12 protein-coding genes are annotated in these 16,981 nt (G+C 48.5%); 2 read left to right on the top strand and 10 right to left on the bottom strand.

Going from position 1 to position 16,981, the window contains the following annotated elements; translation table 11 throughout:
* The 9 genes from C5S62_RS01570 to tsaE all read right to left on the bottom strand — a co-directional run.
* A partial coding sequence (locus C5S62_RS01570) for a hypothetical protein (protein ID WP_104403774.1) occupies nucleotides 1-366 on the bottom strand: 366 nt, incomplete at its 3' end.
* A gap of 41 nt (nucleotides 367-407) precedes the next feature.
* Nucleotides 408-1,547 (bottom strand): 2-iminoacetate synthase ThiH, encoded by a 1,140-nt coding sequence (gene thiH, locus C5S62_RS01565; protein ID WP_104403773.1) that lies wholly within the window; start codon nucleotides 1,545-1,547, stop codon nucleotides 408-410.
* A 43-nt stretch (nucleotides 1,548-1,590) separates the two neighbouring features.
* Complete coding sequence (locus C5S62_RS01560) at nucleotides 1,591-2,370, bottom strand: thiazole synthase (RefSeq protein ID WP_104403772.1); 780 nt, start codon at nucleotides 2,368-2,370, stop codon at nucleotides 1,591-1,593.
* A gap of 55 nt (nucleotides 2,371-2,425) precedes the next feature.
* Entirely contained in the window at nucleotides 2,426-2,623 is a 198-nt protein-coding gene (gene thiS, locus C5S62_RS01555) for a sulfur carrier protein ThiS (RefSeq protein WP_104403771.1), read from the bottom strand.
* Nucleotides 2,624-2,710: 87 nt separating this feature from the next.
* Complete coding sequence (locus tag C5S62_RS01550; RefSeq protein ID WP_104403770.1) at nucleotides 2,711-4,459, bottom strand: glycosyltransferase family 39 protein; 1,749 nt, start codon at nucleotides 4,457-4,459, stop codon at nucleotides 2,711-2,713.
* An 82-nt stretch (nucleotides 4,460-4,541) separates the two neighbouring features.
* On the bottom strand, nucleotides 4,542-5,126 hold the full coding sequence (locus C5S62_RS01545; protein ID WP_133159450.1) for a hypothetical protein: 585 nt from the start codon (nucleotides 5,124-5,126) through the stop codon (nucleotides 4,542-4,544).
* An 85-nt stretch (nucleotides 5,127-5,211) separates the two neighbouring features.
* Nucleotides 5,212-6,591, bottom strand: a complete 1,380-nt coding sequence (gene argH, locus C5S62_RS01540; RefSeq protein ID WP_104403776.1) for an argininosuccinate lyase — start codon at nucleotides 6,589-6,591, stop codon at nucleotides 5,212-5,214.
* 55 nt (nucleotides 6,592-6,646) lie between these two features.
* Complete coding sequence (locus C5S62_RS01535) at nucleotides 6,647-8,821, bottom strand: family 20 glycosylhydrolase (protein WP_223301098.1); 2,175 nt, start codon at nucleotides 8,819-8,821, stop codon at nucleotides 6,647-6,649.
* Nucleotides 8,822-8,860: 39 nt separating this feature from the next.
* Nucleotides 8,861-9,277, bottom strand: coding sequence for a tRNA (adenosine(37)-N6)-threonylcarbamoyltransferase complex ATPase subunit type 1 TsaE (tsaE, locus tag C5S62_RS01530; RefSeq protein WP_104403768.1), 417 nt, complete (start codon nucleotides 9,275-9,277; stop codon nucleotides 8,861-8,863).
* Nucleotides 9,278-9,692: 415 nt separating this feature from the next.
* Between tsaE and C5S62_RS01525 the strand changes: the two genes are divergently transcribed.
* Complete coding sequence (locus C5S62_RS01525) at nucleotides 9,693-11,213, top strand: alpha-L-fucosidase (RefSeq protein WP_104403767.1); 1,521 nt, start codon at nucleotides 9,693-9,695, stop codon at nucleotides 11,211-11,213.
* Nucleotides 11,214-11,230: 17 nt separating this feature from the next.
* Nucleotides 11,231-14,602 carry a glycoside hydrolase family 16 protein gene (locus C5S62_RS01520; protein WP_104403766.1) on the top strand — a complete coding sequence of 1,124 codons (3,372 nt, stop codon included), beginning with the start codon at nucleotides 11,231-11,233 and terminating at the stop codon, nucleotides 14,600-14,602.
* A gap of 142 nt (nucleotides 14,603-14,744) precedes the next feature.
* Here the strand turns inward: C5S62_RS01520 and C5S62_RS01515 are convergent, their stop codons facing one another.
* On the bottom strand, nucleotides 14,745-16,952 hold the full coding sequence (locus tag C5S62_RS01515) for a heavy metal translocating P-type ATPase (RefSeq protein WP_104403765.1): 2,208 nt from the start codon (nucleotides 16,950-16,952) through the stop codon (nucleotides 14,745-14,747).
* Nucleotides 16,953-16,981: the final 29 nt, after the last annotated feature.

Here is a 16,981-nt window from a genome sequence, read left to right as displayed (position 1 = left end):
ATATAGTTCCATAAAATCCTCTGTCACTAAATAATATTTGTCAAGCCCTTCACAATCGCCGATAAATGTATGTATATCAGACATTCTTGCTTTATAAACGACGAAATCCTTATTCCAATAATCAATAAAGAAATAGAGAACGATATTTTTGTCTATTATATCCAGCAGATGAAAATAAGGATCTTCTCTATTGCAATCTATGCTGCATGGCACATATTTAAAGTTCAACCATAATGCACGAGGATTACCAAATACAAAAGTGTCATATAGCCTTTGAGTCAAAATTTCTTTATCAGCATCTTCTATTTTCAGAAATGGAAGATGATAATCTTTGACTGTCCGTTCTATTTCTTTATAGTCAAACATGACATTTTGCTTTTATTGGTAATATATATATGACTATATCCTTATCCGCTAATCAATGTAGTATTATCAAAACTCGCATCCCAGTCTTTCCAAACCGGTTCGCGTCCTGTCGCTTTGAGCGCAATTTCCACCTCAGCAGCAGTACGTTCATCGCTCACATGGAATTGTTCCAATGCCTGCGGATAGGTAAAATATCCCCCCGGTTCGGTTTTACTTGCTGCTGACATAGTGGTCACGCCCAATGTAGCCATGTGGTCACGCAAAGCGGCTGGTTCACGCGTGGAATAAGATATGTCTACATCGTGGTCAAATATGCGCATGGCAAAAGTAACCTGTGCCAGCTGGCGGTCTGTCATAATACAATTAGGGCGGAAACCACCATTTTCCGATGGTCGCATACGGGGGAAATTCACACTGTACTTCGTACGCCAATAATGATGCTGCAAGTAGCGCAAATGACCGGCCATCATGGTAATATCCGTTCGCCATTCTTGTTCCAGCCCAATGAGTACCCCCATGCCGATACTATGCACACCGGCTTGACCCATACGGTCGAAGCTATTGACACGCCATTCAAAATTCGACTTCATTCCACGTGGATGATAAAGATTGTAATTGGCCCTGTTGTACGTTTCCTGAAAACAAATGACGCCGTTCATACCATGATGGCGCAATTCCGCATACTCTTCCGTAGAGAGCGGCATAACCTCTATTTTCAGATTGGAAAAATAAGGCTTTGCCAAATCCAGCGCACGGGCGATGTAGGGAACACCAGCCTTAACCGGATTTTCACCTGTGACGATGAGCAGATTTTCAAAAGGCGCCAGACGTTTGATAGCACGGTATTCGTTAACGATTTCCTCTTCTGTGAGAATGATCCGTTTCATTTTGTTGGCTACATGAAAGCCACAATATACGCAAGAGTTGGTGCAGGAATTGGTTATGTAGAGCGGTACAAACATCGAAATGGTACGTCCGAAACGCTCCTCTGTATAGCGTCGGCTGAGGCGGGCCATTGTTTCTAAAAAAGGCTCGGCCGCGGGCGACACCAACGCCATGAAGTCCTCTATATCACAACGCCGGCCTGGAATAAGAGCCCGCCGGACATCTACTTCGGTCTTGGCATAAATACGAGTTGTCACATCATCCCAATCGTATTTTCTTAATTCTTCTGAAAACATCTGTTTCTCTCAAAATTAAAAACTATAATATATCAAAAGCCGTTTATTCTCCTAAAAAAGCAGTGAGGGGAGAGCTGGCCTCTGCTTCGAGTGTAACGCCTTGAGCCGGCAATCCGGCTTCATAAGCCCGCCGGCCGGCCTCTACGGCTTGCCGGAATGCAAAAGCCATCTCTACCGGCTTGCCAGCTACTGCAATGGCTGTATTGACCAAACAGGCCGACGCACCCAATTCCATAGCTTCGGCAGCATGACTCGGTGCGCCGATACCGGCATCTACCACGACAGGTACTGTGGCTTGTTCGACAATGATTTGAAGAAAATCTCTGGTACGCAGTCCTAAATTGGTGCCAATGGGAGCTCCCAAAGGCATTACTGCCGCCGCTCCGGCTTCTTCAAGGCGCTTACAGAGTGTTGGATCAGCCTGACAATAAGGTAAAACTACAAACCCCATTGCGGCTAGTTTCTCAGTAGCTTTGAGGGTTTCTACCGAGTCGGGCAAAAGGTAACGCGGGTCTGGATGTATTTCCAATTTCAGCCAATTTGTGCCAAAAGCCTCACGAGCCATTTGAGCTGCAAATACGGCTTCTTCCGCATTGCGCACACCACTTGTGTTAGGTAATAATTGTAGTTCCGGACGCCTGATATGCACCATTAAATCATCATCACTATTGTCCAAATCGACACGCTTCATAGCTACAGTGACCATTTCTGTACCCGAAATTTCTATAGCCTGTGCCATAAGGACATTGTCATTAAACTTCCCCGTTCCCAAAAACAAACGGGATTTAAATAGGCGTCCTGCAATGGTAAGTGTTGTAGACATATTATTGGTTTTGTTTGTTCATTAAACTAAAAAATATAAAAGGTTGGGTCTGCAACTATCCGCCACACGCTGCTTTTATGATTACAATATTCTGACCCTCTTCCAGTTTAAATTCACTCCATGCCGTACGAGGCACTATTCGCCCATCCACTCCTACTGCAGTACCACCGGAAGGAAGGGCTAGTTCGCTCACAAAAACTTCCAAAGTATCTGCATTAGTTTCTATTGGTCTGTTATTTACGTTTATTCTCATATTTATTCTATAATCAGATGAAAGCGCTCATTACGACATTAGTAAAATTTCCGAATCTCAATCCCTCCAGTTCTCAAAAACAACTATTTAAAACCGGCCTTGATTAATGATACGATAAATTTTTATCTGTTTGCGATCATCACAGGAACGATGACGGCTATCGTAAACCAATTCTGTCGTATAAGTAGGAAAAACTTTCAAAAAATCGGTTATTTCATCATTCCCGGTAACCAGCAGCCCCTGAACAGGTAAGGGATGAGCCTTATCTATAGGGATAATACGGTCTCCCAAGTAAAAATTAATTGTAAAGGGGTGCATTCTATTGGCTTCGAGCACATCGGTACGGTAGGAATAAACAGTTCCTGTCGGTTGTAGTTTCTGTATGTATCGCGCCACACCTCGATCGGTCTTTACTTTCATTACAGGAGGCAGAAAAACTCCGTCAAGACAAAGAAATAGCGTTATAACCATACTTATAAGAAGTGCTAGCCGTGGCTTGCGAGGATGACTCAGAAAGCTTACAGCGGCACTTAGAGCTATTACAAGTAAAAAGATTTCCATAAAGCCTAATGGTGACTTAGCCAATGCCTGCATAAAAGCAACATTTTCAGAGGCATATCTACCATTCAAAAATGCTTCAGGTATCGCACCTGAACGAAAGGCAACAAATGCAGCTACAATTATTAGTGTAAGTGATGCTAACGTTATTCCTAAAGCGTGAAGAGAACGCGGATGGCGGCCACGAAGCCAAAGCAGATATTCAGCGAGGAAAAGAGCAGCGAAAGGATAAGCCGGCAGTAAGTAAACGCTACGTTTACTGGCGGGAATGCAATAAAAAATGAAGATAGTGAACAACGACACTAAAGCAAAAAGCCGTGTCGGTTCCATACAGCGTACCATAGCGAATGGCCGCCACATTCTCATACGTTCAATCAAACTGCCGAAGTCATATCGCCGCATCGCTTTAACTCCAAGAGGCAGTACAATGAGCAGAATAAGAGAATAAGGCAAAAAGCCTGTGATCATTGTCATGACATTATAAGGCCATGGATTTATATGCGAAGCATAGGTCATCTGTCCTGTGAAACGCAATATGTTTTCTTCATAGATAAGTTGGAGGAAACGTTCGCCTCCATGCGGTTCGTTATAGGCTGCCCAATACCATAACAGCAACGGTAAAAGAGACATCACAGCCACGAGGGCAAATTTCCATAAGAGCGTGAGGAACTTTTCATGCCTGCCTATAAGCAATGTCAGTGCTACGGCACCACAGGGCAAAACTATGCCGACAGGACCTTTGGTAAGTGCGGCACCAGCGCACAGAATGATCCCCAACCACGGCACGCCACGCAATCCGCGTTCACCCCAAGTATAAAGCGCATAGCAAGCCATTACAGTGAGTGCGGCCAAAAGCATGTCTACGCGACAAGTCATGGCACCGCGGTGCACTTCAAAATTTGTCAATGTAAGTAAAGCAGTTATCAAAGCAATCTGTGTCCCCAACCGTCGGGAAAAGAAACAGAATGTAGCAAGTACCATGGCGATAGCTGCCAATGCCGACGGCAGACGTGAAGTGAATTCGCTCACACCGCCTGCAAGTGTGGATATTCCAGCCACCAGCCAGTGGAGCAAAGGCGGTTTGAACGCGATCTCGTCACCATTATTCACAGGCAAGATCCAGTTACCGTCGTTAATCATCGACATCGCCACAACTGCTTCGCGGGGTTCACCGCGTGTGTTAAATGGCGTGGCATCAAGAAAGAGCAGTAACGATATTGCACAGATTATTAACAATGGAATACCGACTTTTTTATAGTCACAAACAAGAGGTGTCATTTTTCGTGCTAAAATAAATGAAATAATTTTTCATGGCCCAAGCCAGTGTATCCGACAGAAGCTACAGGTGCGGTGGGTAGTTCTAATTTTGTATGAAGAGAACGCCTCTTGCCGGAGCATAGCTCATACGGTAACGGTAAAGGGGACGACCGCTTTTGCCGGCCACGACAATACCGCCATTATCGAGATTATAGCTGCGCGAGCAGAGAGAACATTTTACTATTGTGTGATTCTTAGAATCGAAGTTGCATTTTCGTGGTATGGCGTTGTCACGATAGCAATTGGGGCACACAAGATCAAATGCCACAGAGTAGAAATTCCCTGTCAGATCAGGAATACCAGATGTGCCTACAATGAAACCGGCCACGAATTCGGGTTTTCCGTATTGATCAAGAGCCGTTGGGGTATAAACATAACTCTCACCATTAGGAGAAGCAAAGACATAACGCCCATTTTTTTCAAAAGTTATTTTGCAGAACTGTCCGGGATTACCCAAAGCACGGTGAAGTGGTGGCGTGGTAATCACGCGGGTATACCAGAAAAAGGCACGGATATTGGTATAAAGTCTATCGCCCTCATCAATGCAAGCGGTAAAGCAACAAAGTACCACTAAAATAATTGTAAGAACGTTCAACAGATTATGGCATTTACTGTAAGGATACTTCATACGCTTCATCAATCAAAATGATTCCCCCGATTCTATCGGGAATTTATTACACATTCCGTAAGAGCAGTTCCGTTTTTCAGCATCTTCATTCCGCTGATGCCAGCAATTGTTTTTGAGCTTCGTCCACCCGGTCAAATGCGAAACGGGTATAAATGTTCTCCATCAAAGCAGCTATTTCTGCATTACAGAGATTACCTACAGAGCCTTCATGCGTATGACGAATATTCTTGACCGGTTGGAATTTGCCAGCCTCTATATCAAGTCCCACTTTCCTGTAAGCATCGCGGAAAGGCATGCCTTCTGCAGCAAGACGGTTTACTTCCTCCACGGAGAACATAGCATCGTAGCGTTCGTCATCAAGAAGATGTTCGTTCACACTCATGCGTTCCACTATATAAGTGGTCATGCGTAAGCAATCGAGCAACTGGTCGAAAGCCGGAAGGAACACTTCTTTTATTTCTTGAAGATCACGAAAATAGCCGCATGGCAGGTTGTTCATTATCAGTACTACCTGTGAAGGCAGTGCCTGCAGGCGGTTACAACGGGCACGGATAAGCTCAAATACATCAGGATTTTTCTTATGCGGCATGATGCTCGATCCAGTTGTGCATTCATCGGGTAGTTTCACAAAACCGAAATTCTGTGAATTGAACATGCAAGCATCAAATGCCAACTTGGACACAGTGCCGGCAATACCTGCCAGAGCGAATGCTACGTTACGCTCATTCTTTCCGCGTCCCATCTGTGCATATACCACGTTATAGTCCATCGAGTCGAAGCCCAATAACCGTGTGGTGAGGGTTCGGTCAAGCGGAAACGAAGAACCGTATCCTGCCGCCGAACCGAGTGGATTGCGGTTGGTCATGCGATAGGTCGCTTCAAGCAGATACATATCATCGGTGAGACTTTCGGCATAAGCGCCAAACCACAACCCGAAACTTGATGGCATAGCCACCTGCAGATGGGTATAGCCGGGCATAAGTACGTCCTTGTAGCGCTCGCTTTGTCGTTGAAGTTCACAAAAGAGCGTCCGTACCGCTTCAGCTACCTCGCGCAACTTATCACGTGTAAAGAGTTTGAGATCTACCAGCACTTGGTCATTACGCGAACGGCCGCTATGTATTTTCTTGCCCATGTCGCCCAGTCGGCGTGTAAGCATGAGTTCCACTTGCGAGTGTACGTCCTCAATGCCCTCCTCTATGCAGAAGCGGCCATCTTCCGCCAGATGGTAAATATGCCGCAATTCGCGCAGAAGCACGGGAAGCTCATCGGGAGCTATAAGCCCGATTTTACTAAGCATCGTAACATGTGCCATCGAACCGAGCACGTCATATTTTGCCAGATATAGATCGAGTTCGCGGTCGTGCCCTACTGTGAAGCGGTCTATCTCTTCGGCTACACATACCGACTTTTGCCAAAGTTTTGCGCTACCGAGTTTTTGTTGCTTGTTGACTTGTTCAGACATATATAAATATAAAAGTATGCCGGCCACATTTACTTCTTTTGCGACCGGCCTTTTGTTAAAATTCCATGGAATAAGAAATGCCCCGGCGGTGCATATCACGCAATACAGGCATTATCCGGCGGCGGAAATCTTCCCACGAGCGCCGTTCAGGCCGACTCCATGCGGCTTCAGCCAATGCCAATGCTCGCGGATAAGCCTGATAGTAGATACGTTCAGTACTGTTAATACATTCGCTCCAAAGGGTACCGGCCACTCCCAAAAGGTTTTCACGCTCAAAGGCATCACCCATATTCCAGGCCGGATCAAGTTTGTAAGTCTGCTGTAGTGATGTGACCGGCATGCCCCAGTTGACCTCTGGCATATCTCCCCGTGCCATAGGATAATCCAAATAGCAGTGTTCACCCGGACAAAGCACAATACGGGCGTTGTTGCGGATGGCGGCTTCAGCGGCAGCTTTTGTCAGACCGTGCCGCCAGGCAAAAGTAACACATCCTTCGGGAATGTTCTTGAAATCCGTTTCGTACCAGAACATAGGTGTCTTGCCATACTTGGTACGTAATGTATCAATGACGCGTCCGAAAAGAAATTCCTGTAACCGCCAATTTTCACTGCGGTCGGTCGTAGTGATATCCAGCCGGCGCTTGAGGGTCTGGCAGTCAGGGCAGTTAGTCCAACAGCCGAGCGCAGGATTACCGGCCTCGTCACCTCCAAGATGCACATATTCAGATGGAAAGACATCAGCCAGTTCGGCAAATACATTACCTAGGAATTCGTAGGTAAACTCTTTGCCCGGACAAAGCAGTTCGTTGCTCACGCCGCAAGTGGTGCGGATGGGAAGTTGCTTGGCACCACAGGTCAGTTCCGGAAATACATGGATGGCAGCTACCTCATGCCCTGGCATTTCTATTTCGGGAATGATGTCTACATGATAACTGGCAGCAAAAGCTACCAATTCGCGCATTTGATCCTGCGTGTAGTAACCTTCAATGGGAATGAGCATGTCATCCATTCCCACGCGTGACGAAGCTTTCGCGGTGAGTTCAGGATATTTCTTTATCTCTATACGCCATGCCTGATCGTCTACCAAATGAAGGTGGAGGGCGTTGAGTTTGTAGCGGGCCATTTCAGGAATGAAAGCCTTGAGTTCCTCAAAGGGGATGAATATGCGGGCGGGATCCACCATGAGCTCACGCATGTCCGTTCGTGGCGCGTCTTTCAGAACCATTTGCGGTAGAACATCGCAACAGCCACTCATTCCATCAGCAGCCAAAAGGCATTCCAGTGTCATGAGACCATAAAAGACACCAGCCGGCGACTTTCCCATAATATCAATACCTTCTGCCGTCACTCTTAGAGTATAAGCCTCACGATGACCTAGTGTATTGTCAAGTCCGAGGCGCAAACGGATTTTCCCTTTTCGTCCGTTCTGCTTCACCCCTGTGCGGTCGGCCAGGATGCGAAGGGCATGTTTTTTTTCGTTATCCAACTGGCTGTCAGCCTCTATCATCCATGTTTGCTTCACCAGCAGCGGTGTTGCGATGCCGTGCACTTCAAGCTGTTCCGGATTGGGAACGATACATTTCTCGGGACGGCATATTTCAAAACCAGCTTTTTCATTGCCAAAAAAGACATTCCAGCCTTCGGCCTTCCGGTAAAAATCCTCCGAACCCTTAGGCACTGACAGCTGACAGCGGCGAACATCCACGCCCTCAAAGGTGGAAGCACTGGCACGCGGCGGAATAGCGGATCTCACGGTAATGGTTCTCAGACCGTTGCAACGGGCAAAGGCGAACTCACCTAGCGAGGGTGCTCCCTCTATGATGAGTGATTCAAGGCCCTTGCACCCTAAGAAAGCGGCATCGGCTACCGTGGCGGTACTTGCCGGCAGAACGATGCTCTGCAACGAGTCGCAGGCAAAGAAAGCCTGAGTGCCCACATTGTGCAGAGTATGGGGCAATATAACCTGTTGCAGGCGGTGACGTGAATGGAAAGCGTTTTTCGGAATTTCAAGAACGTCGGAGTGACTCAGGTCAACGCGTTTCAGCCGATGGCACAGATCACGCAATTGTCGGAAATCAGAATTACCGACAGTGGAAAGCTGTCCGGTAAGAATCAAGTCAGTGGCCCCCTCCTTCTGTTGGGGTGTAAGGTCGGACATGCGTGCCACGGTTTGTGCCACGAGAGAGACAGCTGTCAGAAATAAAGTGGCCGTCAACAGTATTTTTTTCATGACATAATATATAATATAAGAGAAGTGCCGAACTGGCTGTCAGTCGAAACTTACCACACGACTGCCATCAGCCTGTTCTTCTACCGTCACCTTTACGGCATCGCCGGGCAGAAGTTCCTCTATGAGTTCGGGCCATTCAATGAAACACACAGCACCTGAGTAAAAATAATCCTCGTAGCCCATGTCATACACCTCGTCTATTTTTTTTATACGATAGAAATCGAAGTGATACACCAGTTCCCCCGTGCTATCGGAGCGATATTCGTTGACGATGGAGAACGTAGGTGAGTTGACCACGTCATCTATGCCAAGCGCCTCGCAGAGGGCTTTGATAAAAGTAGTTTTTCCGGCGCCCATTTTGCCGTAGAAGGCAAACACCGTGTAATTGCCCATGGTTTTGACAAACTCATGCGCGGCTGCACCGAGATCAGCGGTTGATGGTATAATCAGTTTCATAAATTTGATCGTTGGTGTTGATACGTAGGTGCAAAGTTAGTACATGAGAAGCGAAGTGCCAAATTATTTCCCTAGATTACTTGCACTGCCAAGAGAGGCTTTTCAACTTTAACATATTTAACTTTCTATTGCATTCCGAAGTGGTGTTTTTTCAATAGCAAGTATTCAAGTTGAATTTCTAGTACAAACTTTTTTATTTTCATCGCTTCAAATCTATCTTTTAGTATTCTGGAGTGTGATTAAAGGTTAAAAATATCCATATTTAAAACAAGTTGGCGATAAAAAAAACTTCGATATTGTTTATTTTATATTTTTTGATTATTTTTGTGGAGTTTAGAATAAACATCATCCTCTTTTGTGTCTTTTTGTTTTTGTCGTTAATCGCCGAATTTTACATAAATCCTAACTTTCATCCATGAAGAAAATCACCCCTATCATTTTAGCTCTAACCCTGACCGGGCTGCCGGTAGAAGGAGTGGCTCAAAGCGGTTTCCAACTCATAGACACACCTTTGAGCAATCCCGACAACGAGCCTGCGCCAGTACATCCTATACCTCACGAACGCCAGATGAAATGGCAGGAAACGGAGTTCTATGCTTTTTTCCATTACGGAATGAATACCTATACTGGATTAGAATGGGGTAACGGCGATGAGGCCGAAACCATCTTTGCCCCAACGGCGGCACCCAATCCGCGACAGTGGCTGGAAGTGGCCAAAGCGGCGGGCATGAGGGGCGGAATTGCCGTGGTCAAGCATCATGACGGGTTCTGCCTGTGGCCTACCAATACGACTACGCACAATGTCACGCGGAGCGGCAATGATTTCGGCAGACAAACAAACATTCCACGCGACTTTGCCGAAGCAGCACGCGAACTGGACATGAAATATGGTTTCTACATATCGCCGTGGGACCGCAACAGTGCCCTCTACGGCACAGATCAATACGTGAGCGATGTTTTTCTCAAACAATGTGCCGAATTGGCACAATATGGCACAGATCAATTCGAAATGTGGTTTGATGGGGCCAATGGCGGCACCGGTTATTACGGTGGCGAAGGCGGTACGCGTAACATTGATCGCGAGACTTATTATGACGTACCCAATCTGCGTGACTCCGTACACAAGGTATGCCCTGACTGCGTACTTTGGGGCGTTGGCGGCGAGGCGCGCTGGATAGGCAATGAAGCCGGATGGGCAGGACAGACCAATTGGTCAACCGAAAACCGTGGTACAGCCCCCGAAAAAAACGGCATGTACGGTTCTGAGAACGGATGGTTCTGGCTTCCGGGCGAGAGTGACGCCAAAGCGACCAACCGCGGATGGTTCTGGCATGAAGGCGAAAGTCCCCTGTCCGCCGAACGACTGTTCCAGATGTATCTTGAAACAGTGGGCCGCAACGCCACACTGATTCTAAATATTCCTCCCGACAAGGCGGGAGTCCTGCCTCCTGCATCAGTCAGTGCATTACAGGGAATGGGCGACCTACTTCGCAGCCGCTTTGCCACCGACCTGGCCCGAGAGGCACAAGTACAGGCTACGGGAACACGCAATGCCGGTACAATGCGCAACTATATGCCGGACAACCTTACCGACAATGATAAGGATACCTATTGGGCCACCGATGACGGGACAACATCAGCTATCATCACTCTTACATGGGATAAACCGAAAACCTTGCGCTACGTATCACTGATGGAGTATATCCGAAAAGGGCAACGCGTAAAGGGATTTACCATCGAAACCAGCAGTGACGGAACGACCTGGATGCCAGCTGCCCCAAATGTGGAGTGTACGACTATCGGATATAAGCGTATCATTCCCCTCAACGGCAGTACATCGGCTAGTTACGACAGCGGCATCACAGCCAAAGCTCTCCGCATAACCATCACCGACAGCAAGGCCTGCCCGCTACTGCACACTGTTTCTGTGTTTTAACTTAAAAAAGACTTTTCATGATGATTCTCAAAAAAACTATCATACCGGCACTCCTGTGCTTCCCCCTGCTTGCAGCGGCTCAGACAACTGTATCTTTCGAAATGGCAGACTATCGTTCCATCGGCGTTTACGACACTTGGGAAGAGTCACCTTTCCGCACCGGCGCTCTCCGAGGCAATGTGGCCGTAGTGGAAAATCATCTTGCCGGTAAGGACAACGCTCTGGGGTACGCTCCTAACAGCACCGGGAAAATACTTGCCGTACAACGGTCACGCTTCGGAAGTAACACCTTTGGCGTGCGCATTGATCTGAAAGAGACTTTCGAACTGACAAAGGACACAAAATACGCTCACGTATTCATCCACAAGCCCACCGAAGGACGTGTTATGCTGATCGGGCTTGGAAAACGCCGCGAGCGTGCCGGACAATCATCTGAAACAGAACAGTTCTGGACGCTGTCCACCACAAAAATCACTCCAAACGGATGGTGTGATGCCGTATTTCCCATAAAAGGAGCAGGCAACATCGACATACATAGCCTTGTTGTCGTGCCTGATTGTGAATCGCCACATGCCTTACAGGAAGACTTTGCTGCTTATGTCGATGAAATTGTCATAGACAACGATGCCAACCCACGTTTCCGCCGTGGCGATTACATTCTTAATTTCAGCGAGGATGAAATTTCCAACAAAAGCGGCAGTTTTCTCAACAGCATTACGCTTAATGGTTCGAAAGACGGCAATCAGAGCGTTGAAATAGGCAGTATCTCTCCTCAAAGACTTTACCGTCCGCTACTGGAGAAAAGTTTTACCGCACGCGCCGGTGAAACACTTACACCGACTTTCAGCTACACCGCCAGCTGGATGAACGGTTACGTCTATCTGGATCGTGGCAACGACGGCAGATTTGAAGCCACATTGGCTGACAATTACACCATTCCGGCCGGTAGCGACATCATGACCTATTCCTATGTAGAAACGGTGGAAAATACCGAAGGTTATAAAAGCGACGGTTCAAAAGTAACAGGCAATGCCCGCAATGTACTGAATCCTCCGGCTTTCAAACTACCGGAAGATCTGGCTCCCGGTTTTTACCGCATGCGCTTCAAAGTCGATTGGGGCAGCGTAGATCCGGCCGGACGCATGACAGCCACCAACAGCATCAAACAGAACGGCGGTGTCATCGTAGACATGCGCATGAACATACATGGCGATTTTTGCAACGTGAACGATGCCAACCGCAACGGTGAGGTATTAACGGCCAACGGCGAAAAATTAGTGAAATATCAGGCTCCTTTCGGTCAGCCGCTCACCATTAAGATGAATCCAGAGAACGGTTTCACCTATGACGGTATCCGTTTGCGTCACGGGCACAATCTGGCCGGCGACAGCCTGATACACGGCACACCGCAATACGAGGATGTTGTTATTCCGGCTTATCTGTTCAAAGACGACAAATTCACCATACCGGCCGAATACATGGATGGCGATGTGGAAATAGAAGGACTATTCGTGGAAATAACCGGTGAAACGCCAAAACCGGCCGGAGATTACGCCCTGAACTTCGGGAAAGACCTGACAATAACCCGCAGCGACCGCCAGCTAAACCGCATTTCTTTTACAACGACACAAGGAGGGGCTACAACACTGAATATTCCCTCCGGAATCAATTACGTTTACCGTAACCTTACTCCGCTGCAAGTCTCTGCTGTGTCCGGCGATAAGGTGAGCACCTCTATCGACTATACGGGTAAGGCCATGCATTTGTACCTCTATGTGGATTACAGTCAGGACGGCCAATTTAATAACACGCTTACTGCCAATGGTGTTCCGACGATATCCTCGGAATTAGTGTCCTATACTTATTATGACGGAAAAAACAGTTTGGGACAAAGCATTGACGGTGCTCCCGGCAGCGTGGCAGTGAATGCCTTGCCCGAGTTTACCATACCGTCTTTCCTGCCTGCCGGTGTTTACCGTGCCCGACTTAAGGTTGACTGGAATAACATAGATCCCGCCGGACAATGGACTGAAAACGGCGCCAATAAAATAAATGAAAACGGAGGTTATGTGGTCGATTTTTTACTTAACGTCCAGGCTACCTCCAACAGTCTCGACATACAGACAGTCAACGGCAGCATAAATGGCAGCGGCACATCCGGGCTTCCTGAAAAGATCCCGTTCCGCCGCGCCCTCACAGTGGTTCCGGTCGGAGCGGCGCAAGGCTATGAGGCAGAATTCCTGACAATCCGCCACGGACATAATATAGATGGGGAACAATTCGTCCATGGCAACCGCCAGTGGAGTGAATACCGCGTTGCCTTTTCAAAAGGAAGAAGCGTAACGTTGCCTGCTGACAGCGTAAACGGCATGGTGCGCATCACGGCCGAATTCTTACCAACGGAGACTGCGGCGTATAAACTTGTATTCGCTGATGAATTTAATGAAGGAACCGCACCGGACAACACCTTCTGGACACGCTGTACCCGCCAGAATCCTACCTGGAAACGCTTCTTGTCCAAAACTGAAGAGGGCCATAAACTTACAGGATACATAGAAAACGGCAAATTCGTTGCCCGGGCCATCCCCAATCCTCTTCCCGCAGAAGGAAACGTAGCCATGATCAGCGGCGGCATAGAGTCGTGCGGCAAGTTCAGTTTCAAATACGGGAAAATAGAAGGCCGTCTCAAAACCAATCCGTATTCGGGTAATTTCCCGGCTTTTTGGATGATGCCGGAAAATACGGTCAAGGGCTGGCCCTACGATGGCGAGATTGACATTTGGGAACAGGTCAACACTCTCAACCGCTCCGATCACACCATCCACACGCAATGGGCCAATACTACTGCCGACGGTTCTCTTTGTCAGGGACAGGGTAACAATCCCCCGAAATCGGGGTCAAACGGCTCTACGACCAACGGCAACTACCATACGTTCGGTTTTGAATGGACCGATGATTTGCTCACGTGGTATGTAGACGGACAGAAAGTGTTCTCTTATGCCAAATTGAAGAATAACGCCAATGCCCTCAGTCGCGGGCAATGGCCTTTCGATGCGCCGTTCTACATTATTCTCAACCAGAGTGTAGGTAATGGGGGCTATGCCGCCAATCCCGACACAGGGCATACTTATGAGACCCTCTTTGACTGGGTGCGTGTTTATCAGAAGGATAGTCAGATTACCAATATCGGGAACCTGGCTAGTGACAGACAGTTGGACTATTATGTCAGTCCAGGTAAAATCCGTTTCGTGGCTCCAAAGACGGTGAAGGTAACAATAACCACACTTTCCGGACGTACCGTTTTCCGCAAGAGCATACAAGGAAATGTTGACGTAAAACTGCAGAAAGGCATCTATGTTATCAACGATAATAAAGTCATCGTGCCCTGACACCGCACACCGGCTATGTTGACACCGCAAGTAAACAAAATCTCCGTGAAGTTTTATTATTTAGCTTCACGGAGATTTTGTTTGTTTTCATACTCGACATTACCTACTGCAGAAGATTATGCTCCTTTCTTTCGAATCTATATTATATGCGCCAGGTTTTCAGGCGCAGGCTGTTGGCCACTACGCTTACGCTGCTCATAGCCATGGCAGCGCCTGCTATCATGGGGTTGAGCAGGAAACCGCCTAGCGGATAGAGAATACCGGCGGCCACGGGCACACTGACAATATTATAAATAAAAGCCCAGAAAAGATTCTGACGGATGGTTCGCACAGTCTTTGCAGAAAGGCGTATGGCATCGGCGATACGAATAGGATCCGAAGACATAATGGTTATCTGCGCCACATCCATGGCAACGTCACTTCCCTGTCCCATGGCAAATCCTAAATCGGCCTGAGCCAATGCCGCACTGTCGTTGATGCCATCTCCCGCCATGGCCACTTTTTTCCCGTCTGCCTGTAACTTTTTTATGAAATCGGCTTTTCCGGCCGGCAACATCTCGGCTTCGTAGAGGTCTATGCCTGTTTGCCGGGCTATGGCTGCTGCTGTGGCTGCATTGTCTCCGGTAAGCATACAGACGTCCAGTCCCATTTCTTTCAGGCGCGCGACCGCTGTTGCTGAAGTTTCTTTCACTCTGTCGGACACGGCCAACAGAGCTATAGCCCGTTTTTCATCGGCAAACCATACCATTGTTTTGGCCTCGCGCGCAAATGCCTGTGCCCGCTCAATGAGTTCCTCGCCAACGTCCACCCCGTTTTCGCGGAGCAGGCGCAGATTACCGGCCATATAGAGCTTTCCGCCGATGCTTCCGCGTACACCGCGACCGGACAGACTCTCAAAGTTCTCCACATCCATGGTCTGGCATCTGAGATGCGCGGTAATGGCTTCGGCCAGCGGATGTTCGGATAATTTTTCGAGACTACACAGTGCCTCTGCCGGCAGCACCCCGCCGTTTGCCACCACTGTGTCCGTCACACACGGGCGGCCTTCAGTAATAGTCCCCGTCTTGTCGAGCACAACGGTGTCTATCTTCCGGGCCATCTCAAGGCTTTCGGCATTCTTGACAAGAATGCCCATATCCGCGCCTTTGCCAATGCCGACCATAATAGCCGTCGGCGTAGCCAGTCCCAGCGCACAAGGACAAGCGATGACCATAACGGTGACAGCAGCCAGCAGGCCGTATGTGAAACCGTGGTCGGGAGAAAGGTTTATCCAAATGATAAATGTGAGGACAGCCACACTTAAAATTACGGGAACGAAAACGGCAGCCACACGGTCCACCAGCCGTTGCACCGGTGCTTTGCTGCCTTGGGCCTCCTGTACAAGGCGGATGATTTGCGAGAGCACCGTGCCGGTCCCGACCTCTTGTGCGCGGAACCGGAAACTGCCTTTCTGATTGATGGTGCCTGCAAAGACCTTCTCACCCGGTTTCTTTTCTACTGCGATGGCCTCGCCGCTAAGCATACTCTCATCCACATAGGAATGTCCCCCGACTACGACACCGTCCACAGCCACCCGCTCTCCCGGTCGCACCAGTACGAGACAGCCCGGCCGGATCTGCTCAATGGGCACCACTTGTTCCCTGTCGTCCTCATCGATCAGCGTCACCGTTTTCGGCTGGAATCCCATAAGCCGTCTGATGGCTGATGACGTGCCGGCTTTGGCTCTTTCCTCAAGCATACGCCCCAGCAGAATAAAGGCTACGACAACTCCCGAAGCCTCAAAATAGACATGCGGCTCAAGGCCCCTGCTGCGCCAGAAATCCGGGAAAAGAAGGTTGAATAGACTGAAAAAATAGGCTGTCCCCGTGCTGATGGCTACAAGCGTGTCCATATTGGCAGAGCGATGACGGAGTTGTTTCCAGGCTCCGGTAAAGAAATCGCGGCCCAGGCCAAAAACAATAGGAGTAGCCAACAGGCAGGTCACCACACCGCTCCATGACCGGTGCATGAAGAACATGCCGGCCACAATCAGCGGAACCGCCAGCACCACAGCCCATCCGGCACGCCGCTGCAGGCGGTGATAGCTTTTTCTCCGGCATTCCTCCGCTTCATCGGTACCACTCCGCCCGTCTTCCACCACCAAGTCATACCCACCTTGCCGGACAGCCCTCTGCAACATCTCGGGCGATGTCAGCGAGTCATCGTAGGTGACCGTTACTGTAGCGGCGGCAAAGTTGACAACCGCCTTCTCCACACCGGCTTGAGCGGCTATTATCTTTTCTACACGCGCGGCACAGACCGCACAACTCATTTCCAATACGGGAAAGGTTCTGGAATTCATTTTATCCATCGTTTTTTATCGTTATGTCATTAAAGGAC

The sequence above is a fragment of the Prevotella sp. MGM2 genome (genome assembly GCF_002933955.1).
GTDB lineage: Bacteria > Bacteroidota > Bacteroidia > Bacteroidales > Bacteroidaceae > Alloprevotella.
The sequence above is the reverse complement of the archived record's forward strand: the minus strand, read 5'-3'. Positions and strand labels throughout refer to the sequence as shown.